This window comes from Sphingomonas sp. BAUL-RG-20F-R05-02 (assembly GCF_022662305.1).
In the GTDB taxonomy this organism is placed as follows: Bacteria; Pseudomonadota; Alphaproteobacteria; order Sphingomonadales; family Sphingomonadaceae; genus Sphingomonas.
The window spans coordinates 26,339-48,299 of sequence record NZ_JAKNQH010000011.1; the positions used below are offsets into that span (position 1 = coordinate 26,339).

The following is a 21,961-nucleotide window of genomic DNA, read 5'->3' on the forward strand; positions in this document are numbered from 1 at the left end:
AGCGTCTGTAGTGAGGCGTCTGCAGCAAGGCAGACGACTATGGCGAACGAGCATCTTTTAAAATTTGTTGATCGGGTGCAAAGCTATCCGGACAAACGTGCGGCTGACGTGCGCGCGGAAGATTTCCGAGAAATCGCCAATCGCTACGCAGCGCCTACCGCGGAGGATCAGGCCGGGCGCTGCTCGCAATGCGGCGTGCCCTATTGCTCGGTGCACTGCCCGCTGCACAACCATATCCCCGACTGGCTTCGCCTCACCGCCGAAGGCCGCCTGCGCGAGGCCTACGAACTGTCCAATGCGACTTCGACCATGCCCGAGATCTGCGGTCGCATCTGCCCGCAGGACCGGCTGTGCGAGGGCAATTGCGTGATCGAATTCTCCGGGCACGGCGCGGTGACGATCGGTTCGGTCGAGAAGTTCATCACCGATACCGCCTGGGAAGAGGGTTGGGTCGAGCCGCTCGTCCCCGGTCGTCCGCGCGGGCAATCGGTGGCGGTGATCGGTGCGGGTCCGGCCGGCCTGTCGGCGGCGGACTATCTGCGCACGCTCGGGTACGAGGTGCATGTCTATGATCGCTATGATCGTTCCGGCGGGCTGCTCACATATGGCATCCCCGGCTTCAAGCTGGAGAAGTATGTCGTCACGCGTCGCGTCGAGCGGCTCGCGGCGGGCGGCATTATCTTCCACAACGGGTTCGAGATCGGCCGTGACGCCAGCCTCGACGAGCTGCGCCAACGCCATGACGCGGTGTTGATCGCCACCGGCGTGTACAAGCCGCGCGCGATCAAGGCGTCGGGGGTGGACAGCGACGGCGTGGTCGACGCGCTCGACTATCTCACCGCCTCCAACCGCAAGGGCTTTGGCGATGCCGTGCCTGCGTTCGACGACGGCAGCCTTGATGCGGAGGGCAAGCATGTCGTCGTGATCGGTGGCGGCGATACCGCGATGGACTGCGTGCGCACCGCCGTCCGCCAGAACGCCGCCAGCGTGAAGTGCCTCTACCGCCGCGACCGCGCCAACATGCCCGGATCGCAGCGCGAAGTCGCCAATGCCGAGGAGGAAGGCGTCGAGTTCGTTTGGCTGACCGCACCCGAGGCGTTCCTGGCGGACGGCAAGGTGTCGGCGGTCAAGGCGAGCCGGATGCGGCTCGGCGCACCCGATGCGAGCGGCCGGCGCGCCCCCGAGGTCGATCCCGCCGGTGGCTACGACGTGCCCGCCGATCTCGTCATCAAGGCGCTGGGCTTCGATCCGGAGGATCTGCCCGGCCTGTTCGGCGCGCCCGAACTCGGCGTGACGCGCTGGGGAACGGTGCTGGTCGACAACAAGACGCTGATGACCTCGCTCGACGGCGTGTTCGCGGCCGGCGACATCGTACGCGGTGCATCGCTGGTGGTGTGGGCGATCCGCGACGGTCGCGACGTGGCGGCGACGATGCACGGCTACCTCAAGGCGAAGGCGGGCGCAGGAAAGGTCGCGGCATGATCGCGCGGGTTCTGATCGCTGTGTCGCTGGCCTCCCCCGCAATCGCGCAGACCCCGGTTTCGCGGCCGACACCGACACGCCCCTCCGCCACCCGTCTCGACGGCGTGATGACACCGGACCAGCATACGGCTTCACCGCTGGCGTCGCGTCCGGCGCAAGCTCAGCCGGCGGTGCAGTCCCCTGCCCCCGTCGACATGGACGCGCGTCGCGCCGCCGCCGCGCGGCTGCTCGTCGCCAGCCGCTTTCGCGAACGCCAGGCGGTGACGATCCAGGAGGGTCTGCGTGCCGCCGAGCTCGAAGTCGCGGACGAATGCCTCCAGCGCGCGATCGACGGGCGCAACTTGCAGACGTGCCGCGCGATCGCCAAGCCGAGCGAGGCGATGCGCGCACGGCTCGCCGAAAGCGTGTCGGCCATTCTGGACGAGGTGATCGCGGCCAGCCAGTCGGTCTACGCGCGGCGCTTCACCGTGGCGGAGATGGACGAGATCACGCGGTTCTTCCGCACGCCGGTCGGGCAGCGCTACGGCGATCTCTACCCGCAGATCATTTCCGACGTGCAGGGCCGCAAACGCGCCATCCTGCGCCGCTATCTGACCAAGGCCGCGGCCGAAACCGCCGACCAGAAGGCACCATCATGACCGACCAACGCGCCTATCTCGCCGAGCATGGCATGTATCGCCCCGAGTTCGAGGGTGATGCCTGCGGCGTCGGCCTCGTCGCCGCGACCGATGGCAAGCCGTCGCGCCGCGTCGTGCAATCCGCGATCGATGCGCTGAAGGCGGTGTGGCATCGCGGCGCGGTCGATGCCGACGGCAAGACCGGCGACGGTGCCGGCCTGCACGTCGATCTGCCGATCAAGTTCTTCGACGATGCCGTCACAGCGTCGGGCCACCGCATGATGCCCAACCGGCTCGCGGTCGGCATGATCTTCCTGCCGCGCACCGATCTCGGCGCGCAGGAGGCGTGCCGCACGATCGTGGAAAGCGCGATCATCGAGCAGGGCTATACGATCTACGGCTGGCGGCAGGTGCCGGTCGACGTGTCGGTGATCGGCCAGAAGGCGCAGGCGACGCGGCCCGAGATCGAGCAGATCATGATCGCAGGGCCGATGCCGGACGAACAGAGCGCCGCCGAGTTCGAGAAAGACCTCTACCTCGTCCGCAGGCGGATCGAGAAGCGCGTGATCGCCGCGCAGATCAGCGGCTTCTACGTGTGTTCGCTGTCGTGCCGGTCGATCATCTACAAGGGGCTGTTCCTCGCCGAATCGCTGTCGGTGTTCTACCCGGACCTGACCGACCAGCGCTTCGAAAGCCGCGTGGCGATCTTCCACCAGCGCTATTCGACCAACACCTTCCCGCAATGGTGGCTGGCGCAGCCGTTCCGTTGCCTCGCGCACAATGGCGAGATCAACACGATCCGCGGCAACAAGAACTGGATGATCAGCCACGAGATCAAGATGGCTGCCAACGCGTTCGGCGAGCATTCCGAGGATATCAAGCCGGTGATCCCGGCCGGCGCCTCCGACACCGCCGCGCTCGACGCGACGTTCGAGGCGATCGTGCGCTCCGGCCGCGACGCGCCGACCGCCAAGCTGATGCTGGTGCCCGAGGCGTGGGGGCCGAAGGGCGAGATGCCCAAGAGCCACCTCGACATGTACAAATATTTCGCCAGCGTGATGGAGCCGTGGGACGGCCCCGCCGCGCTCGCCATGACCGATGGCCGCTGGGCGGTGGCCGGGGTCGACCGCAATGCGTTGCGCCCCTTACGCTATACCCGCACCTCGGACGGTCTGCTGATCGTCGGGTCGGAGAGCGGCATGGTGGTCGTTCCCGAATCGACCGTGGTCGAGAAGGGGCGGATGGGTCCGGGTCAGATGATCGCGGTCGATCTCGATGAAGGTCGCGTGTTCAACGATCTCGCCATCAAGGACCAGATCGCCAGCGAGGCCGATTATGCGGCGATGATCGGCAATTTCATCGCGGTCGGCGATCTGCCGCCCGCGCCCGCCGATGCGACCATGCGGTTCGACCGTGCCGACCGCACCCGCCGTCAGGTCGCCGCCGGGCAGACGCTCGAGGATATGGAGCTGATCCTCGCGCCGATGGTGGAAGGCGGCAAGGAAGCGATCGGCTCGATGGGCGACGATACGCCGCTCGCGGTCATCTCGGACAAGCCGCGCCTGATCAGCCAGTTCTTCCGTCAGAACTTCAGCCAGGTGACCAACCCGCCGATCGACCCCTTGCGCGAACGCCATGTCATGTCGCTCAAGACGCGGTTCGGCAACCTCGCCAACATCCTCGATACCGAGGGCCGCCGCGACGGCGTGCTGGTGCTCGAATCGCCGGTGCTGACCGGGGTGGACTGGTCGCGGCTCAAGGCGCATTTCGGCCGGCAGGCGGCGGAGATCGACTGCACCTTCGCCACCGATGGCGGCCCGGAGACGCTGCGCGCCGCGATCGCGCGTATCCGCACCGAGGCCGAACAGGCGGTGCGTGAGGGCAAGAGCGAACTGTTCCTCACCGACATCAACGTCGGCGAGGATCGCATCGCCATCGCCGGCGTGCTGGCCGCCGCCGCCGTGCACACCCACCTCGTCCGCCGCGGCTTGCGCTCCTACGCGAGCGTCAACATCCAGACCTCGGAATGTCTCGACACGCATTATTATGCGGTGCTGATCGGCGTCGGCGCGACCACCGTGCATGCCTATCTGGCCGAAGCGGCGATCGTCGACCGTCACGCGCGCGGGCTGTTCGAGGGGCTGAGCCTCGAGGAATGCCTCGCCAACCATCGCCATGCGATCGACGAGGGGCTGCTCAAGATCATGTCGAAGATGGGGATCGCGGTGATCTCCAGCTATCGCGGCGGCTATAATTTCGAGGCGGTCGGGCTGTCGCGCAGCCTGGTCAACGACTTCTTCCCCGGCATGCCCGCCAAGATTTCGGGCGAAGGCTATGCCTCGCTCCACCTCAATGCGAAGCTGCGCCATGATGCGGCGTTCGACTCGGCGGTGGTCACGCTGCCGATCGGCGGCTTCTACCGCCAGCGCCATACCGGCGAGACGCACGCTTACTCCGCGCAGTTGATGCACCTGCTGCAGTCGGCGGTGGCGACCGATAGCTATTCGACCTACCTGCAATTCTCGCGCGGGGTAGAGGGGCTGCCGCCGGTATACCTGCGCGATCTGCTTCAGTTCAACTATCCGGACGAGGGTGTCGCGGTCGATCAGGTCGAGGCGATCACCGAAATCCGCAAGCGCTTCGTAACGCCGGGCATGTCGCTCGGCGCGCTCTCCCCGGAGGCGCACGAGACGCTGGCGATCGCGATGAACCGGATCGGCGCCAAGGCGGTTTCGGGCGAAGGCGGCGAGGACAAGCTGCGCTACACGCCCTATGCCAATGGCGACAACGCCAACTCCGGCGTCAAGCAGATCGCGAGCGGCCGGTTCGGCGTGACGGCGGAATATCTCAACGCCTGTGACGAGATCGAGATCAAGGTAGCGCAGGGTGCCAAGCCTGGCGAGGGCGGGCAGCTGCCCGGCTTCAAGGTGACGGAGTTCATCGCCAAGTTGCGCCACGCGACTCCGGGCGTGACGCTGATCTCGCCGCCGCCGCACCACGACATCTATTCGATCGAGGATCTCGCGCAGCTCATCTACGATCTGAAGCAGATCAATCCGCGCGCGCGGGTGTGCGTGAAGCTCGTCTCTTCGGCCGGGATCGGCACGGTTGCGGCGGGCGTGGCCAAGGCGCATGCCGACGTCATCCTCGTCTCCGGCCATGTCGGCGGCACCGGCGCGTCGCCGCAAACCAGCATCAAATATGCCGGCACGCCGTGGGAGATGGGCCTCTCGGAGGTCAATCAGACGCTCACCCTCAACGGTCTGCGCGGGCGGATCAAGCTGCGCGCGGACGGTGGCCTCAAGACCGGGCGCGACATCGTCATCGCCGCGATCCTCGGCGCGGAGGAGTTCGGCATCGGCACGCTATCGCTGGTGGCGATGGGCTGCATCATGGTGCGCCAGTGCCATTCGAACACCTGCCCGGTCGGCGTGTGCGTGCAGGACGAGCGCCTGCGCGCGAAGTTCACCGGCACGCCCGAAAAGGTCATCAACCTGATGACCTTCATCGCCGAGGAAGTCCGCGACATTCTCGCGCGGCTGGGCGTGAAGAGCCTCGACGAGGTGATCGGCCGCACCGAACTGCTCCGTCAGGTCAGCCGTGGCGCGGAACATCTCGACGATCTCGACCTCAACCCGATTCTCGCCAAGGTCGATGCGGACGATTTCGAACGGCGCTTCAGCCTGTCGACGTTCCGCAACGACGTGCCGGACAGCCTCGATGCGCAGATCATCAAGGATGCCGCCGCCGTGTTCTCGCGCCGCGAGAAGATGCAGCTCACCTATTCGGTGCGCAATACGCACCGTGCGGTCGGCACCCGCCTGTCCAGCGAGATCACCCGCACCTACGGCATGGATGCGCTGGCCGACGGGCATGTCCATATCCGCCTTCGCGGCTCGGCGGGGCAGAGCCTCGGCGCGTTCCTGTGCAAGGGCATCACGCTCGAAGTGTTCGGCGATGCCAACGATTATGTCGGCAAGGGGCTGTCGGGCGGCATCATCGCGCTGCGCCCGGTGGTGTCCTCCCCGCTCAAATCGAACGAGAACACCATCATCGGCAACACCGTGCTGTACGGCGCGACCTCGGGCAAACTGTACGCGGCAGGCCAGGCGGGCGAGCGCTTCGCAGTGCGCAATTCCGGTGCGATCGTGGTGGTGGAAGGCTGCGGCGCCAATGGCTGCGAGTATATGACCGGCGGCATGGCGGTGGTACTCGGCGCGGTCGGCACCAACTTCGGTGCTGGCATGACCGGCGGCATGGCGTTCGTCTACGATCCCGACGGCAGCTTCGAACGCCGCGCCAACCCGGAGAACATCACCTGGAACCGGCTGGCCTCGTCGCATTGGGAATCGGTGCTGCTCGGCCATGTCCGCGCGCACCATGCCGCCACCGATAGCAAATGGTCGGGCGCGCTGCTCGACGATTGGGGCCGCGTACTTGAGCATTTCTGGCAGGTCGTACCCAAGGAAATGCTGACGCGCCTCGCCCAACCGCTCGACGATCGCGAGAGCCTTGAGGCGGCGGAGTAGTTTAGAGCCTTCCGGTCCACATCCCGCCCCGCTACACGGGCGGCATGTGGCAACTCTATCAATTCCCGCTCTGCCCGTTTTCCCGGAAAATCCGCCTGCTGCTCGGCGAGAAGGGCATCGGCTATGAGCTGGTGCGCGAATCGCCGTGGCAGCGGCGTGACGAGTTCATCGACATGAACCCGGCCGGCCAGGTGCCGGTGATGACCGATGCGACCCGCAGCATCCTGTTGATCGATTCTATGGCGATCTGCGAATATTTCGAGGAGACGATCGAGAAGTCCGCGATGATCTCCGGTCCCGCCACATACCGCGCCGAGATCCGCCGGCAGGTCGCGTGGTTCGATTCGCAGTTCTTCGCCGACATCACCGCGCCTCTGCTTCACGAACGCATGGAGAAGCGGCTCGTCACGCGCCAGTCGCCCGATTCGAAGGTACTTCGCGAGGCGATGCGTGCGGCGGTGCGGCACCTCGATTATACCGATTACCTGCTCGACCATAACAACTGGATGGCGGGATCGACCATGACGCTCGCCGATCTGGCGGCGGCGGCGCAGATCTCGGTGGTCGATTATCTCGGCGGGATCGACTGGAAGAACCACGAACAGACCGCACGCTGGTATCGCGGCCTGAAAAGCCGGCCGAGCTTCCGCCCGCTACTGTCGGAACGGATGGACGGCATCCAGCCGACCCCACATTACGACGATCCCGATTTCTGATGCACGTCACGCACGATCCCGCCGCCTTGCCCGCGCCGACGATCGGCTTCGATGACTTCCTCGCCGTCGATATCCGTGTCGGCACGATCGTCGAGGCGCTGCCCTTCCCGGAGGCGCGCAAGCCCGCGTTCAAGCTGGTGATCGATTTCGGCCCGGTGATCGGCCTGCGCAAATCCTCCGCGCAGATCACCGAACATTACACGCTCGCCGATCTGCCCGGCCGGCAGGTCGCCGCGGTGGTCAATTTCCCGCCGCGCCAGATCGGCAAGTTTTTGTCCGAGGTGCTGACGCTCGGCTTCCCGGATGCGGACGGCAAGGTCGTGCTGGTGACGCCCACCGCAGGCGTCCCCAACGGCGGCCGGCTGTTCTAGATGCTCTTGCTGATCCCGAAGAAGAATCCGCGCCGCTGACCATATTGCGGCGCGCCCACGCCGACGCCCGACCCATCGCGGATTTCGTAGACATGGTCGAACAGGTTGAACACGTCTGCGCGCACTTCGATGCCGGGTCCGGTGAACTTGTGGCTCGCGCTGATGTTGAACACCGCATAGCCGGGCAGCTTACCGCCGTTCGGCACTGCGCCGTCGCGGCGCAGGCCCGAGCCGTAGATCATGCTCGCCGCCAGTTTGCTGTCCTGTAGAAACCCGCGATCGAACCGGTAGGACGCGCCGCCAGAGCCGGTCCAGGTCTGGTCGTGATCGAGATAGATGTACTGCCGGCTGATCGTGGCGAGATCGGCTGGGTCGAAGTTGAACTGCCCCGAGCTGATGTCGGTGCCCTTCGCCTCGGCATGCGCGATGTTGCCGTACACCAGCCAGCCGTGGTGGGTGTAGCTGACGTTGCCCTCGATCCCGTCGATCCGCCCGCGCCGGTAGTTGAACGGCGTCAGGATAATCGGCGCGCCGAACTGCCCCTCGTCAAGCAAATTGCGCGAGCGGCGGTGATAGCCATCGACACCAATCGTTACAGGTCCGATCTTCTGCTCGGCGCCGATGTCGAAATAATCCTGCCGCTCGGCGAACGGTACGTCGCCGAAGCTGCCCGGCGCCTCGGCGCTGGTACCAACGAACTTGGCGATGGTGGTGGTGGCGACATTGGCGAACGGCGCGGGCGAGAAGTAGCGCGCATAGCCGCCGTGGAGGGTGAAGCCGCCGCCCAGCGCCCACACCGCGTTGACGCGCGGGGAAAACTGCTGCTCGCTGCGATAGCCGTCGTAATGGTCGAAGCGGCCGCCGAAGTTGATCGTGATATGGTCGATCGGCTGCCATTCGTCCTGGAGGTAGACGCTGTACGTCATCTCGGTGGCCGAGCCATTATCGGCGATCGCGATCGGCTGGCCGGTCTGCGCGCCTTGCGCATCGACCGGGAACACCTGTGTGGTGGTGCGGCTGGTACCGTGGTCGCGGGTGATGACGAAGCCGCCGCGCAGCGTGTGCGCGCCGCTCAGCCGGTACACACCCTCCATCTGAATGCCGGTGGTGAAATCCTGCTTCTTGGCCGCCTGGGCGATGCCGTTGAACAACAGCTCGCCGAGCACGTCGGGGGTATATTGCAGCGACGAATAGCGCGCGAACAGCGAGCCCTGCAGCGTTACCGGCCCGGCATCGTGCAACAGGCTGAGGATGCCGAACGCGGTGCGTTCATGCTGGCGTTCGTCGAGATCGTCGCTCAGGAAATCGCTGACGCCGCCGACATTATACCCGCTGTCCGGATGCAGCCCGCGCGGGTTGGGAATCTGGAATCGCTGGTCCGAATAGCCGCCGATCAGCGAGACGCGGTTGCCGTCGTCGATCGTGTGATCGAGGTAGACGAAGCCCTGATACTGATTGGTCTGGTCGTGCAGGGCGTCGGTGCTGCCATCAACCGATTCGATGCCGAGGTCGTTGTGGCGGTAGCTGGCGGTCACGAAGTAATTGGTGCTGCCGGTCTTGCCGCCATATTCCACACTCGGCTCTATCGTGCCGCGACTGCCGCCGTACAACGACAGCTCGCCGCCATTCTCGAACCCGCTCTTGGTGGTGATGTCGATGATGCCGGCGGTGCGCAGCCCATATTGCGCGGGCAGTGCGCCGGTGCGCAGATCGAATCGATCTACCAACCGTGGCGACAGCGTCTGGCCGAATACGGCGATGCCCTCTGGCAGGATCGTGCCGTTGATGCGATATTGCAGGTTGGCATGATCGTCACGAACGTGAAGCTGCCCCGCCCCGTCCTGCGAGACGCCGGGCAGTTGCAGCAGGATCTGGTTCAACTGCTGGTTGTCGCCGCCGGGCAGCGCCTGGATCGTCGCGTTGGAGATCGAATAGGTCGTCGCACCCAGGCTCGGCTGGATCGAGGCGCGCGCCGCGTCGAGCCGGCCGGTGACGACGATGTCCTTCGGCACCGCCGGCGCAGGCGTGGCCGCAGGCGCGGGTTGCTGCGGGGCGGGTGCATCCTCGGCGAAGGCAGGGGTGGACAGCAGCGTCGCGCCGCTCAGCAGCAGGGTGCGAAAGAGCATGGACAGGGAGGCTCCGGTTAGCGCGCTCGCGCCAGGACGATACGATGTAAAGTCTCCGGATCGTCAAGCCTCCCGGGCACGATCCACAGACGTCTCCCGTTGCCGGTTCGATGCTTGCGGGAAGCTGAACCGGCTATTGTCGGTGGTGGGCTCGCCGGGATTCGAACCCGGGACCTACAGATTAAAAGTCCGTTGCTCTACCGACTGAGCTACGAGCCCGACCGAAGGACGCGCGTTAGGGGTGCGCGGGCCTGCGGTCAACCTTGTGCGCGCGGACGGCGAGTTGGCGGGTGCTATGGCCGGTGCGCGGGTCACGCCATGAGGGCGCGATGGCGACCAGCGGATCGAGCACGAAGCGGCGGATGCGGAAGGCCGGATGCGGGATGACGAGGTCACGCTGCGTCCACGCGCCACCGCTCCACAGCACGATATCCAGGTCGATCACCCGCGCCCCCCACCGTCGGCCCCGCCGACGCCCGAACGCGCGCTCGATCTGTTTCAGCGCGGCGAGCAGCGCCAGCGGATCGAGCGACGTTTCGAGCAGCGCCGCACTGTTGGCGAATCGCCGCGACGATGGCCCGAGCGGCGCGGTGTCGAAGATCGGCGCGGTCGCGGTCACCTGCCCCAGCGCGCCAAGCGCGGCCATAGCGGCGCGCACCTCCGCCTCCGGCCGGCCGTGGCGGCCGCTGCGGTTCGACCCGATGGCGATGGCGTAGCTTGTCGGCATGGCGACACCCGCCTACGCCAGCCGCATGTTGCCCCCAAGCCCCCCGCTTCCGAATCCAGAGCCTATCGCTCCGCCCAGCCCGCTGGCCGCGACCGAACCGCCGCACGATTGCCCGCGCTGCCCGCGTCTCGTCGCCGTGCGCGATGCGCTTCGCGCGGAATATCCGACATGGTGGAACGCGCCCGTTCCGGCATTCGGCGATGCGGCGGCATGGCTAGGGATCATCGGCCTCGCCCCTGGCAAGCACGGCGCGAATCGTACCGGCCGCGCCTTTACCGGCGATTCGGCGGGTGCGCTGTTGTACGACACTCTCACCAAGTTCGGCCTCGCCAGCGGCACCTATGAAGGCAAGCCGGGCGATACGCTCGCGCTGGACGGGGCGATGATCCTCAATGCGGTCAAATGCCTGCCACCGGAGAACAAGCCGACCCCGGAGGAAATCCGCACCTGCCGCGCCTTCCTCGACGATCAGGTCGCCGCACTGCCGAACGCACGCGTGTTCGTCGCACTTGGACAGATCGCGCACCAGTCGGCGGTAAAGGTACTGGGCGGACGCTTGCCCAAGGCGCCCTTCGCCCACGGCGCCGAACACCGCATGCCGGACGGGCGCGTACTGATCGATAGCTATCACTGTTCGCGCTATAATCAGAACACCGGCAAACTGACGTCGGAGATGTTCGAGGCGGTGTTCGCGCGGGCCATTGTCCTTCGCGACATGGGCTGACCTGCCAGCCCCACCACGAACGCGGAGGAGAGCACCCTCGCTCGATCCTCCGCGCTATCGTATCGCCATGCCGGTTTTACCGGCGGCATCCTCCCCAGGATATTTTGTAGTTGGTTGGCGCTACGACGGGTTTTGCCTAACCGAGTCGAAATTAAAAAAAAAGGCCGGGACAAGCCCGGCCGTAAAAGTTTTAGGAGAGGATGCCTGAAAGGCACACTCTTTGTGCACCGCAGCACGGCTGCTCGCAAGTGCAAAAAATGCATCCATAGTTGCGCAATCGGAATTGATGCAGATCAAATATCCTGCACCAGTCGCCCGTACAGCTCCGGCCGACGATCGCGGAAGAAACCGAAGGCGGCGCGGTGACGCTTCACCCGGTCGAGATCGAGCGTGGCGGTGAGCACACCGGTCTCGCCCGCGCCAAACTCGGCCAGCATGTCGCCACGCTCGTCGCAAATGAAGCTATGCCCGTAGAAAGTCTGGCCATGCTCGGTACCGATCCGGTTCGACGCCACCACCGGCACCACGTTGGACACGGCATGGCCGACCATCGCGCGCCGCCATAACCGCGACGTGTCGAGATCGGTGTCATGCGGCTCGCTGCCGATCGCGGTCGGGTAGAACAGCAGCTCCGCCCCCATCAGCATCATCGCGCGCGCGGTTTCCGGGTACCATTGGTCCCAGCACACCCCGACGCCAAGCGTAGCTTGCGGGCCGGGCCACACCTTGAAACCGGTGTTGCCGGGGCGAAAGTAGAACTTCTCCTCATAGCCGGGGCCATCGGGGATATGGCTCTTGCGGTAGACGCCCATCACCTTGCCGTCGGGGCCGATCATCGCCAGCGAATTGTAATGGTGCGGGCCATCCGCCTCGAAGAAGCTGGTCGGGATGTAGACGTTCAGCTCGGCGGCGAGCTTGCGCATCGCCTGCACCGATTTGTGCTGGTCGGTCGGCTTGGCAGTGGCGAACAACCCCTCGTCCTCGACACGACAGAAATACTCGCCTTCGAACAGTTCGGGCGGCAGGATGACCTGCGCGCCCCTGCCCGCCGCCTCGCGGACGAGGTCGGAAACATGCGCGATATTGGCGTCGATATCGTTGCTGAAGCTTAGCTGCAGCGCAGCCACGGTGATTTCGGTCATAGCCATCCCTTAGCCGCTCATAGCCGGCGCGGAAATGGTGTGCGACCGGCGCGATTGTAAGGGAAAGCTCAGCCACTGGCGCGCAGGATCCGCTCGAAACAGGCGCGCACCTGCTCAGGATCGGTATCGCGCTCCAGCCGGCGCAGGCGGAAGTGGACATGCGCCATCGCCTGATAATAGCCGGTGAAGATCGGGTTGATCGCGCCGCCCGCCAACGCGCCGAACAGCGGGGTCGCCTGCGCCAACGCCTTTTCCCCCAGCACCACGCCGAAGCGCGGCGCCGCCGCCCGGATGATCTCCGCCAACGTCTTGCCACCAAGCGCGAGCCGGCTGGCGAACAACCCGGCCTCCGCCGCATCGTCCTCGGGGAGCGGACCGCCGAGCGCAAACACCGCGACGCACTGCGCCTTCACCGCCGGATCGGTAAGATCCTCGCCGTAATCGCGCGCGATCTGCTGGACCGAGCGCAGGATCAGCGTCGTCGTCACCGGCAGATCGACCAGCGTCGTCGCCATTCCGCCGAAACCGCCTAGCGCGCCGCTGATCCCGGTCGCGACACGGTGCGCGACCTCGCCCCGCAAGCGCCGCAACGCGCGCGACGGCACCGATCCTTCCGCCGCCCCTTGCGTCGCGAACGCCACCGCATAACTCTGCCGAAGCGCCAGCGTAGCGGCCTCGCCGATTGCCGTCTGCACCACCGCAGGCAATCGCGCGGTGACACGTTCGGCGCGCTGCCCGGCCCAACCGGCAAGCCGTATCAACAGCCCGTTCGCGGTCCGGTAGCGATCGGCAATCGCGCGCAGTTCCGCCATCACGTCGGCGTCCAGCCCTGCGCAGGCGTTACCGAGGTCGCGCTCGTCCATCGTCACCATCCTCGTTGTCACCGTTACCGCGCGCACAACGCACCGAACCGGCGAAGCGCCTCAGAACTGGTGTCCGGTGCGGTCGCGCTTGGTGGCGAGATACTGTGCGTTGTGCGGGTTGGATGGCAGCACATGCGGCACGCGCTCGACCACGGTAACCCCCGCCGCCTCGAGCTGCGCGACCTTCTCCGGGTTGTTGGTGAGCAGCCGCACCCGCTCCTGCCCGAGCAATGTCAGCATGCGCGCCGCCACCGCAAAATTCCGCGAATCGACTGCGAAACCAAGCCGCGTGTTGGCATCGACGGTGTCGAACCCCTGATCCTGCAACGCATAAGCGCGCAGCTTGTTGATGAGGCCGATGCCGCGCCCCTCCTGCCGCAGGTACAACAGGATGCCCCAGCCGCTCGCCTGGATCGCGGCGATCGCGGCATCGAGCTGCGGCCCGCAATCGCACTTCAGGCTGCCGAGCACGTCGCCGGTCAGGCATTCGCTGTGCAGCCGCACCAACGGCGGCTGGCCATGCGGCGTCCCGATCACCAGCGCGACATGCTCGCCCGGCATCTCGGGCGTGCGAAACGCGTAGATCTCGGCCTGCTCCGCACCCGCCACCGGCAGGCGGGCATGGGTGGCGACGGTCAGCCGGGAGGCATCCTCATGGCACGCGATATCGTCCGGCGTGATGGTCAGCGCGGCCGATCCGTCCGCCGCCGCGAAGAACGCCGGCAGCATCCCCGCGATCCGCGCCAGCGTCAGCGCCGCGCCCGCCGCCTGCGTCTGCGCAACCGGGATAGCGCGGAACGGCCCCTTCAGCGGCGTGCCAAGATCGAGCTGCGGATCGGCCAGCGCCGTGGCGGTGGCGAAGTCGAGCCAAGCCACGCGCTCCACCAGCACCGGCGCGTCGGGCGCTGCCGCCGCGCGCTGGTTGGCGAGCTTCAGCGTCATCGCCCGCCCGGCACTGAGCAGCACCGGCGCGCTGCCGGCGGGATCGAACGCCGCGAGCCGTGCCGGATCGGCGGTTTCGATCGGCAGCAGCGCGAGCATACCGTCCGCGCCCCGGATCGCGATCGGCCAGCCACGCCGGAGCGCGTCGATCGCCATCGCGGTTGCCCTCGCGTCGCTCATGCGCGAAACTCGGTCATGATCGGTACATGGTCGGACGGTTTCAGCCAGCTGCGGCAGCCCTCGAACACGGTGTGCGATGCCGCCTTCGTGGCCACGTCCGCGGTCGCCCACATATGGTCGAGCCGGCGCCCGCGATCGTTCACGGTGAAATCGGGCGAGCGGTAGCTCCACCACGTATGCAGCCGCGCCGGCGCAGGGTAGAAGTGCCGTCCGAGATCGACCCAGCTATTCGACGCGCGCAGCCGTTCCAGCGCATCGACCTCGATGGGCGTATGGCTGACCGTGTTCAGCAACTGCTTGTGCCCCCACACGTCCGACGGCAGCGGCGCGATGTTGAAATCGCCCACCAGCAGCGTCGGCACGCTCAGATCGCGCGACCAGCCGATCATGCGCTCAACGAAGTCGAGCTTCTGCCCGAACTTCGCGTTCACCTCCCGGTCCGGCACGTCGCCGCCCGCTGGCACGTAGACGTTCTCGATCCGCATGCCGTTTTCCAGCCGCACGCCAACGTGACGTGCCTCGCGGTTGGCCTGCCAGTCGAAGCGGTCGTCCTCGACCAGCGGCACGCGGCTGATGATCGCGACACCGTGGTGCATGCGCTGCCCGTGCAGGGTGATGTGCTTGTAGCCGAGCGCCTTGAACGGCGCGGTCGGGAAATCGCCGTCGATCACCTTGGTTTCCTGCAGACACAGGATGTCGGGCGACACTTCGCGGAGGAACTGTTCGACAATTTCGATGCGGAACCGCACCGAATTGATGTTCCAGGAAACGATCTTCAGCGTATCGGCAGCAGTCGAAATCATTGCGGGGATGTAGCGATGCCGTCAGCCCCGCGCCAGTAGGTCACGCTGGTGTGCGGCGCACGTTACCAGAAACCAAAAGGCCCTCGCTCCGGGGGCATGGAGCGAGGGCCGACCGGCGTTCGTCACGCAGGCGGGGAGCGGAGCCTTAAGCAACAGGGGGAATCTCAAGGTCCCCGCAACCGCATCGCCCGTTTAGGCGCGCGAACCTGTCGCCACTATGAACGGGAACGACAAAACTTGGGCGATTTGGATGACATTTGCGTCACCGTCAGCCTTTCGGAGATTTGCTGCGCGGATCGTTCCAGCGGAACATGCCGTCGCTGACCGGAACATTGAAATGCTGGTTGGAGAAGCGGACAGTCGTGCGGTTGCTCTGCGAATCGAGCGCGATCCAGCCCTCCAGCCGCAGCCCCGCCGGCGCCGCCGCGTCGCGGATGAAGACCATGTTGATCCGCCCGAACTCCGGGTGCTTCGGGTCGCTCGCGTCGACGGAGACGATGCGCGGGTCGCCTGTATCGACAACATGGGCGATGCCGCTGATGTCCTTGTCGGGGTTGAGCACGATGCCAAGTGGCGTCGACCCGATCGGCCAGCGCTGCACCTGCCGTACCGAATAGTCGATGAAGGTCAGCGCCTTGCCGTCGCCGACGATCAGGATCGGAACACCCTTCTGATACTGGAAGCGAATCTTGCCAGGCTGCTTCAGCGTCAGCGTGCCGGTCACCACTTTGCCGTTGCGATCGGTCTGGGCAAAATCGGCGGTCATCGTCTTCATCGCGCGCAGATGCTGCTGCACTTGCGCGAGTTCGGTGCTGGCGGGCGCGGCGGCAAGAAGGGCAGGCGCGGCGAACAGCGCCCAGGCCGGCGAACGGATCATGGGGAACTCCTGAAATCGGGGACCGCACCTAGCTGGCGCGGCTTGAACCCGCTCTTAACGCATGAGGCAGGCGTTGTTCAGCGGATCAGACCGGCTGCCCCTCGCGGTCGCGCAGTACCTCGCGGCGGCCGACATGGTCTGGACGGCCGACGATACCGTCCTTCTCCATCCGCTCGATCAGCCGCGCCGCCGAATTGTAGCCGATGCGGAGCTGGCGTTGCAGCCACGAGGTCGATGCCTTCTGGCTCTCGCACACCAACTGAATCGCGCTGCGATACTGCTGGTCCTCCGCCGAATCCTCGCCAGCGGGCGCGCCGTCCATCGCGAAGCTCTCCGCCGGTTCCTCGGTGACCGAGGAGATATAGTCGGGCCGCCCCTGCGAACGCCAGTGGTCGGCCACCGCATGCACCTCGTCATCCGACACGAACGGGCCGTGTACACGCACGATGCCCTTGCCGCCGGGCATGTAGAGCATGTCGCCCTTACCGAGCAGCTGCTCCGCGCCCTGTTCGCCGAGGATGGTGCGCGAATCGATCTTGGAGGTGACGTGGAAGGAAATCCGCGTCGGCAGGTTCGCCTTGATGACGCCGGTGATGACGTCGACCGACGGCCGCTGCGTCGCCATGATGAGGTGAAGCCCGGCTGCACGCGCCTTCTGCGCGAGCCGCTGGATGAGGAACTCGACCTCCTTGCCCGCGGTCATCATCAGATCGGCGAGCTCGTCGACGATGATGACGATCTGCGGCAGGATCTGGTAGTCGAGCGTCTCCTCCTCATAGGTCGGCGCGCCGGTATCGGGATCGTAACCGGTCTGCACTTTCCGCCCGAGCGGTTGCCCTTTGGCCTTGGCGGCCCGCACCTTGTCGTTGAAACTGGCGAGAGAGCGTACGCCGACCGACGACATCTGCCGGTAGCGATCCTCCATCTGCTCGACCGCCCATTTCAGCGCACGCACCGCCTTGGCGGGATCGGTCACGACCGGCGAAAGCAGGTGCGGGATATCCTCGTACATGCTCAGTTCGAGCATCTTCGGATCGATCATGATCATGCGACACTGGTCGGGCCGCAGCCGGTACAGCAGCGACAGGATCATGCTGTTCAAGCCGACCGACTTGCCCGAACCGGTAGTACCCGCGACGAGCAGGTGCGGCATCGGCGCCAGATTGGCGATCACCGCGTCACCGGCGATATTCTTGCCGAGCACCAGCGGCAGACCGCCAGGCTCATCCTCGATCGCCTCGATCAGTTCGCGCAGGCCTACCATCTCGCGCCGCGCGTTGGGCAGTTCGATGCCGATCACGGTGCGCCCTGGAATGGTGGCGACACGCGCGGAGATCGCCGACATGTTGCGCGCGATATCGTCGGCAAGCTGGATGACGCGGTTGGCCTTGATGCCGGGCGCCGGCTCCAGTTCGTACATCGTCACGACCGGTCCGGGCCGCACGTTGACGATCGAGCCTTTCACATGAAAATCGTCGAGCACCGATTCGAGCAGCCGGGCATTGCGTTCCAGCGCGGCCTTGTCGATCGGCCCGCCCGTCGGCGCGGGTGCTGGCTTGAGCAGGTCGATCGACGGCAGCTGCGAGCTGTCGCCGAGATCGAACGAGGTCTGCTGCGCCTTCGGGCGCGGTGCCGCCACCGCCGCCATCGTGCGATCGCTGATGACCGGCGCGGGCCGCTCGTCCGGCGCGGCGACCGCGCGCGGCACGGTGATGCGCGGCGCGTCCGGGGTGGCGCGGCGCCGGTCCTCAACCTCGTAAAACTCGTCATCGTCGTCCGCCGCGAACGCGCGTTCGGCCGAGCGTTCACGCAAGTCGGCGAGTGCCCTGAGCGGACGCTTGATCGTCGCCCCGTCCAGCCCGACGACGAAGCTCGATGCCCAGCAGGCCAGCCCGCCCAGCCCCACCAGCGTGCCGATTCCGCGCGCCGTCCACAGCATCGCCTGCTGGTTCGGGATGAAGCCGAGCGCGAAGCGGATCAGGTCGGCGAGCGTCAGCCCGGCCAGCCCCCCGAAGCCGGCCGGCAGCCACAGCACCGCCGTCGCCGAAATCAGCGCCAGCGTCGTCCCCATCAGCATCACGCCCGAGGTCGCGAGCAGCAGCATCAGCCGCCAGCGCCCGACCGGCACGTCACGCCACAGCCGCATCGCGATCAGCACCATTACCGGCATCATCAGCACGACGATCGGCCCGAACAGGAACAGCGTGATGTCCGCCGCCCACGCCCCCACCGGCCCCAGCCAGTTGCGCGCCGGACCTGCCGAAGCGGTGTTGAACGACGGATCGCCCGAATGATAGCTCGCCAGCGCGACCACGAACGCGATCAGCCCAAGCACGATCGCCATGGCGCCGATCACCCGGCTGCTGCGCATCGCGCCCGCCTTCACCGTTTCACGCCAAAGCGGCGGCTGCACGCGGCTCGCCATGATAAGTTCCCTGAATGTGCGCTGTTGGTTCCATCATCGCGCGTGTGGGGTGCGGCGTCAAGTTTGCGGGCAGCGGACACGGAAGGTCTGGCGCATCGCCGCCCAGGCGCTACATCAACGCACATGAACCAAGCAGACGTCATCATTCTGGGCGGCGGGCTGGTCGGCAGCGCGCTGGCCGTCGCTTTGTCGGCGCATGGCCTCGGCGCGATCGTCATCGACATCGCCGATCCGGAGGTCATCCTCGCCGCCGGCTTCGACGGGCGCGCCTCCGCCATCGCGAGCGCACCGCATCGGATGCTCGGCGCGATCGGCGTGCTCGATCGGCTGGCGGGGGCGGGCTGCCCGATCCAGGGCATCCGGGTGAGCGACGGGCTCGATCCAGGCAAGCTCGACTTCACTCCGCAAGACGGCGAAACCGCGCTCGGCACGATGTTCGAGAACCGGCTGCTGCGCCGCGCCTTGTTCGAGGCGGCACAAGCCGCGCCGGGCGTCGAGGTGCGGATGAAGACGCGCGCGGTCTCCACCGTCCGCGACGCGCACGGTGTCACGGTCACGCTCGATTCGGGCGACGTGATCCGCGCGCCGCTGCTGATCGCGGCGGAGGGCCGCAACTCGCCGACACGCGAATCGGCGGGGCTGAAGGTGGCGCGTTGGCAGTACGACCACAGCGCGATCGTCACCTCGCTGCACCACGAACATAGCCACGAGAACATCGCGTTCGAGATTTTCTACCCGCAGGGACCGTTCGCGATCCTGCCGCTCAACGATGACGATCAGGGCCACCGCTCGGCGATCGTATGGTCGGTCAAGCGGCATGAGGCGCCGGGCATGGTCAAGCTGTCCGAACGCGGCTTCCTTGCCGAATGCGACAAGAAGATGGGCGGGTTTCTGGGCAAACTTGGCCCGCTCGGCAACCGCTGGAGCTATCCGTTGGGCTTCCACCATGCCGCGACCATCACAGCCGAGCGGCTCGCGCTGGTCGGCGATGCGGCGCACGGCATCCACCCGATTGCCGGACAAGGCGTCAACGTCGGCTTCCGCGATGTCGCGACGTTGGTCGAAGTGCTGGTCGACGGCAAGCGCACCGGGCTCGATCTCGGCGATTCGCAATTGCTCGCGCGCTACGAGCGGTGGCGCAGCCTCGACACGTTCATGGTTGCCGCCGCCACCGATGGGCTGACCCGCCTGTTCGGCATTCCCGGCAAGACCGCCAACGCGGCGCGCCGGTTCGGGCTGGCGGCGGTCGACCGGCTGCCGCCGCTGAAGAATCGCTTCATGGCGGAAGCGCGCGGCGAAAGCGGCGACGTGCCCAAGCTGTTGCAAGGGATGATGGTCTAGCCTGTTCCGCGTCTTCGCCTAGCTCGACAGCGCTCCCCTGGCGGCGAACAGATCCGCCAGATCCCCCGCCGGGCTTGCCGCCGGGATCGCCGCCATCGCCTTGGCGATCGTGTCGGGCGTCAGCTTGCCGACCGGCTGAGTGAGCAGATCGAAGGACGCCGCCGCCGCCGTGCCGCGAAAGCCCCCGACATATTGCGCGCGTAGCCTGGCCAGGTCCGGCTCGCGCCCGAGCATCCCCAGCGCCACGGCGCGCCTGAGCACCAGCGCCTGATCGACGGGCGCGAGCGTGCCGCGCGCGGCGCCCACCTTGGCGTCGGCAAGCGTCGTCCAGTCGCGGCTCTGCCACGCCACTTCGGACTTGATCCCCTCCGACCCCGGCACCGTGTCGAGCACCGCCATCGCCTGATCAGGATGGCCGAGCTGGAACAGCGCCACCGCCTCCACCCGCTGCCGGGCGTAGCGCATGTCGTCGGGATAGGGCGGCGCTGCGGTATCGCGCAACGCCTTCAGCGCACGGTCGGGCTTGCCGGCAAGGATGTAGAGGCTCGCCACCCGCACCGACACCGGCCCCTTCTCGATATCCTGCGCGCGCGAGTTCATTTGATAGGCGAGCAGATCGCCCGCGCGTTCGAACAGCCCCGCCGCCTGCAACCGCCCGGCGAGCTGGTTGAGCATCGCATCGCCCGCCGCACCACCTGGCGCCAAATCGCGGTAGTCCCAAAACAGCCCGGCGGCGTCGCCGGTCGACAGCTTGCTGTCCGGCGCGATCGCGGTGCCGAGTGCGGCCTGCAACTGCGCGAGCATCGGCCCGGCATCCTTGCCGATCGCGAAATAGCGGATCAACGGCGCACCACTCGAAAGTTCGCCGCGCAGATCGTTCGATGCGCCCGCGAGCTTGTAGCCGACCCGCAGCGCGCGCTCCTCGATATCGCCGCCGCGCCATTCGAATCGGATCTGGTCGATCTGTTTCGCCATCGCCGGCGAGGTCTGGCCATGCGCCACCGCCGCCTCGATCCCGCTCAGCTTGGCATCGATGCGCTGTTCCTCGGTGCCGGCCTGCTCCACGCGCGCCAGCCGCAGCCGGGCGTTCTGCGCGTCGCCGCTGGCATATAACGCCTGCCCGCGCAGCAGATTGGCCTGAACATCGCCGTCGCCGAGCATCCCCAGCCAGTGCAGCGCGCGCTGCGGCTGGTTCTGTTGAAGCGCGGCGGATGCGACCGCCAGCACGAATGGTCGCCGTGCGCCGCCGGCCCGCGCCTGCATCGCCGGCAGCGCGCAGCCGACCTGCGCCAGCGCGGCATCGCCCATGGTATTTTGCGCTGCGAACAGCCGCAACCGCCACGCGCAGGCCTCCGCATTGTCCGCCAACATCGGCGCATTCAGCGCGGCCAGCCCCTCGACCGGGCGATCGAGCAAGGTCAGCGCCGCACCTTTGGCAAGCAGGAACGCAGGCACGAGCGCGAGATCGGGATCATCCTGCTGCATCACCTCGAGCACACCGAGCGCCTCCGCCCCATGCGCCCGGCCGAGGAAGCTGCGCGCCATGTCCCAGCGCGCCGCCTGCCGCCCGGCACGACCACCGCGCACCAGTTCGCTGCGTAGTTTTTCACCGTCGATCACCTGCCAACCACCCGGCCCGGCCGGCACGGCGGCATTGGCGAGCACCGCCGCGAACCCCGGCAGTCGCGCCACCGGCACGCCCGCCGTGACCGCGCCCGCTGCGACGGCACTCGCGCTGCCGAGCAGCAGCGCGGCGATGCGAAGCGCGCGCTTCATGGCCATAATCCCAGAACAGGCGCGAGCGCGACGATACCGCCGCCACCGACGCCGGCGAACACCAGAAACAACACGATGGCGATCATTCCCATGCCGCCACCTTTGGCCGCAGGCGTGGCCGCATCGGCGGCAGCAGACCCGGCAGCAGTCGCCCCCGCCCCACCGCCGTTCGTCGCACCGGCGCCGGCATTCGGCTGGGCGGCGGCATCGCTTTGGCGACGCTCCTGCACCGCGCCGACATGGCGCACCTTGCCTGGTTTCTGATCACGGCTCATCAAACGACATCCTGCTTTTGATGCTATTATAGGAGGGTAACGGCG

The 21,961-nt window shown here is 66.7% G+C and carries 17 protein-coding genes and 1 tRNA gene; 7 read left to right on the forward strand and 11 right to left on the reverse strand.

The genetic code is table 11. The annotated features are described in order from the left end of the window. Window positions 1-39: 39 nt before the first annotated feature. The 5 genes from L8F97_RS17795 to L8F97_RS17815 are packed head-to-tail and all read left to right on the forward strand — an operon-like array spanning window position 40 to window position 7,715. A complete protein-coding gene (locus tag L8F97_RS17795; protein WP_242153323.1) occupies window positions 40-1,482 on the forward strand; it encodes an NAD(P)-dependent oxidoreductase in 1,443 nt (480 codons plus the stop codon). After that, entirely contained in the window at window positions 1,479-2,120 is a 642-nt protein-coding gene (locus tag L8F97_RS17800) for a DUF2059 domain-containing protein (RefSeq protein ID WP_242153326.1), read from the forward strand. The genes L8F97_RS17795 and L8F97_RS17800 overlap by 4 nt, the downstream gene beginning before the upstream one ends. Further along, a complete protein-coding gene (gltB, locus tag L8F97_RS17805; protein WP_242153328.1) occupies window positions 2,117-6,628 on the forward strand; it encodes a glutamate synthase large subunit in 4,512 nt (1,503 codons plus the stop codon). The genes L8F97_RS17800 and gltB overlap by 4 nt, the downstream gene beginning before the upstream one ends. Before the next feature lie 44 nt (window positions 6,629-6,672). Further along, window positions 6,673-7,344 carry a glutathione S-transferase family protein gene (locus L8F97_RS17810; protein WP_242153331.1) on the forward strand — a complete coding sequence of 224 codons (672 nt, stop codon included), beginning with the start codon at window positions 6,673-6,675 and terminating at the stop codon, window positions 7,342-7,344. Then, on the forward strand, window positions 7,344-7,715 hold the full coding sequence (locus L8F97_RS17815) for a tRNA-binding protein (RefSeq protein WP_242153334.1): 372 nt from the start codon (window positions 7,344-7,346) through the stop codon (window positions 7,713-7,715). Before L8F97_RS17810 ends, L8F97_RS17815 begins: the two co-directional genes overlap by 1 nt. Here the strand turns inward: L8F97_RS17815 and L8F97_RS17820 are convergent. The 3 genes from L8F97_RS17820 to folK form a co-directional block, all read right to left on the reverse strand. Further along, the gene (locus L8F97_RS17820; RefSeq protein ID WP_242153336.1) at window positions 7,712-9,841 is read right to left on the reverse strand and encodes a TonB-dependent receptor; all 2,130 of its coding nucleotides are present in this window, start codon (window positions 9,839-9,841) and stop codon (window positions 7,712-7,714) included. The two genes, L8F97_RS17815 and L8F97_RS17820, sit on opposite strands and share 4 nt — an antisense overlap. 143 nt (window positions 9,842-9,984) lie before the next feature. Further along, a tRNA-Lys gene (locus L8F97_RS17825) sits at window positions 9,985-10,060 on the reverse strand. Between the two features lie 16 nt (window positions 10,061-10,076). Then, complete coding sequence (folK, locus tag L8F97_RS17830; protein ID WP_242153339.1) at window positions 10,077-10,568, reverse strand: 2-amino-4-hydroxy-6-hydroxymethyldihydropteridine diphosphokinase; 492 nt, start codon at window positions 10,566-10,568, stop codon at window positions 10,077-10,079. A gap of 25 nt (window positions 10,569-10,593) precedes the next feature. Here folK and L8F97_RS17835 point away from each other — a divergent pair, with 25 nt between their 5' ends. Next, window positions 10,594-11,292 carry a uracil-DNA glycosylase gene (locus L8F97_RS17835; protein ID WP_242153454.1) on the forward strand — a complete coding sequence of 233 codons (699 nt, stop codon included), beginning with the start codon at window positions 10,594-10,596 and terminating at the stop codon, window positions 11,290-11,292. Window positions 11,293-11,585: 293 nt separating this feature from the next. Here L8F97_RS17835 and aguB read toward each other — a convergent pair whose 3' ends face one another. The 6 genes from aguB to L8F97_RS17865 form a co-directional block, all read right to left on the reverse strand. Then, complete coding sequence (gene aguB, locus L8F97_RS17840; RefSeq protein WP_242153342.1) at window positions 11,586-12,434, reverse strand: N-carbamoylputrescine amidase; 849 nt, start codon at window positions 12,432-12,434, stop codon at window positions 11,586-11,588. Window positions 12,435-12,502: 68 nt separating this feature from the next. Next, window positions 12,503-13,297: an EcsC family protein gene (locus L8F97_RS17845; RefSeq protein WP_242153345.1), complete on the reverse strand. Its 795-nt coding sequence runs from the start codon at window positions 13,295-13,297 to the stop codon at window positions 12,503-12,505. A gap of 60 nt (window positions 13,298-13,357) precedes the next feature. Continuing rightward, window positions 13,358-14,419, reverse strand: coding sequence for a GTP cyclohydrolase II (gene ribA / locus L8F97_RS17850; protein ID WP_242153348.1), 1,062 nt, complete (start codon window positions 14,417-14,419; stop codon window positions 13,358-13,360). Then, the gene (locus tag L8F97_RS17855) at window positions 14,416-15,222 is read right to left on the reverse strand and encodes an exodeoxyribonuclease III (protein WP_242153350.1); all 807 of its coding nucleotides are present in this window, start codon (window positions 15,220-15,222) and stop codon (window positions 14,416-14,418) included. The genes ribA and L8F97_RS17855 overlap by 4 nt, the downstream gene beginning before the upstream one ends. Before the next feature lie 268 nt (window positions 15,223-15,490). After that, window positions 15,491-16,099, reverse strand: coding sequence for a LolA family protein (locus tag L8F97_RS17860; RefSeq protein ID WP_242153353.1), 609 nt, complete (start codon window positions 16,097-16,099; stop codon window positions 15,491-15,493). Between the two features lie 85 nt (window positions 16,100-16,184). Next, a complete protein-coding gene (locus L8F97_RS17865; protein ID WP_242153355.1) occupies window positions 16,185-18,524 on the reverse strand; it encodes a DNA translocase FtsK in 2,340 nt (779 codons plus the stop codon). 123 nt (window positions 18,525-18,647) lie between these two features. On the opposite strand from L8F97_RS17865, the gene L8F97_RS17870 reads away from it, so the two are divergent. Continuing rightward, entirely contained in the window at window positions 18,648-19,865 is a 1,218-nt protein-coding gene (locus tag L8F97_RS17870) for a UbiH/UbiF/VisC/COQ6 family ubiquinone biosynthesis hydroxylase (protein ID WP_242153358.1), read from the forward strand. An 18-nt stretch (window positions 19,866-19,883) separates the two neighbouring features. On the opposite strand, the gene L8F97_RS17875 is transcribed toward L8F97_RS17870, so the two are convergent. Together L8F97_RS17875 and L8F97_RS17880 are read right to left on the reverse strand one after the other, a co-directional pair. Next, on the reverse strand, window positions 19,884-21,641 hold the full coding sequence (locus L8F97_RS17875) for a hypothetical protein (RefSeq protein WP_242153361.1): 1,758 nt from the start codon (window positions 21,639-21,641) through the stop codon (window positions 19,884-19,886). Then, window positions 21,638-21,916 (reverse strand): hypothetical protein, encoded by a 279-nt coding sequence (locus tag L8F97_RS17880; protein ID WP_242153364.1) that lies wholly within the window; start codon window positions 21,914-21,916, stop codon window positions 21,638-21,640. The genes L8F97_RS17875 and L8F97_RS17880 overlap by 4 nt, the downstream gene beginning before the upstream one ends. Window positions 21,917-21,961 lie beyond the last annotated feature (45 nt).